We start from the raw sequence: 1,054 nt of genomic DNA, 5'->3' as shown, positions 1-1,054 counted from the left end.
TGTAGATGTTAAGTAATTCGGGGACAGGATTTAAGGAACTCTGCCGGGGGGATACCTCCGAGGGACTGGTGAGGCCTCTCATGGTTATAGTACACAAGGTACTCAAGCAGGAGGTTCTTAAACTCTTCCTCGGAGTCGAACGTAGTGTCCTCTATGAGGTCGTAATTGAGCGTTCTCCAGAACCTCTCCACCTTCCCGTTCGTCTGGGGCCTGTAGGGCCGTGTGTACCTGTGCTTTATGCCCATCTCCATAAGCATCCTCTCGAACGGAGGATCCTCCTTGCTCGCAGAATTCCTAGTCCCGAACTCAGGGCCGTTGTCCGTCATCACCTCTTCGAGCCTTATCCCGAACTCCTCGCGGAGTATGTTTATGCACCTTAGCACCGAGAACATCACGGTGAGCGCCTTCGTATCCCCTATGGTCTCGGCCCATGCCGCCCGCGAGCACCCGTCCACCACGGACACAAGATAGAGCTTTTTGTGCTGCCCCGATATGAGGCTCATGCTCAGGTGGTGCGTGTCTACGTGCCCTAACTCTCCCGCTCTCTTGCTTATTATCCTTCTCCTCTCGGCCTTCTCCCGCGGCCTGAGGCGATTAAATCCCTGCCGCCTGAGTATATTATATATAGTCGAGGGCGAGGGGGTATAGTCCCTGAGCTCGGCCCTGAGAATACGGTTGATCTCGTACCTCCCGTTCCCCAGCGCCCTTAGCTCCAGCACCTTGCGCTCTATGGACGCAAGGGTGCGTCTGGTCTTAAACCTCGGGCCCCGCTTCCGGGGAAGCAGGTCCTCCTCTATACCGCTTTGCTTGTACCTGGCGTAGTACTTCAGAAAGCTCCTTCGGTCCGTATGGTGGAATTCGTAAAAGTCCTTTACGAAGCGGAACCTTGGGTGTTGACGTGATTTGACCAGCTCGTACTCTTTTATTAAAAAACGGTACTTCTGTATGTAGTTGCGCTTCAGCGTCAGGTCTTCTGTGTTTATTCGCATGGCTTAATCCTCCTCTTATTATTCTATCCCGGAGAATTCCTGCCCCGAATTACTTAACATCTACA

At 53.1% G+C, this 1,054-nt stretch carries 1 protein-coding gene; it reads right to left on the bottom strand.

Annotated elements, in window-relative coordinates:
* Positions 1-8: 8 nt before the first annotated feature.
* Complete coding sequence (locus PKC29_15645) at positions 9-989, bottom strand: IS481 family transposase (GenBank protein HML96838.1); 981 nt, start codon at positions 987-989, stop codon at positions 9-11.
* Positions 990-1,054 lie beyond the last annotated feature (65 nt).

The organism is Thermodesulfobacteriota bacterium, from assembly GCA_035325995.1.
Taxonomy (GTDB): Bacteria; Desulfobacterota_D; UBA1144; order Nemesobacterales; family UBA2774; genus JADLGH01.
Note: the sequence above shows the minus strand (reverse complement) of the source record. Positions and strands in the feature narration are given on the sequence as shown.

What these genes read in the sequence shown, in the direction of transcription:
- PKC29_15645 (HML96838.1), bottom strand. Translation starts at nt 989, where the DNA reads ATGCGAATAAACACAGAAGACCTGACGCTGAAGCGCAACTACATACAG.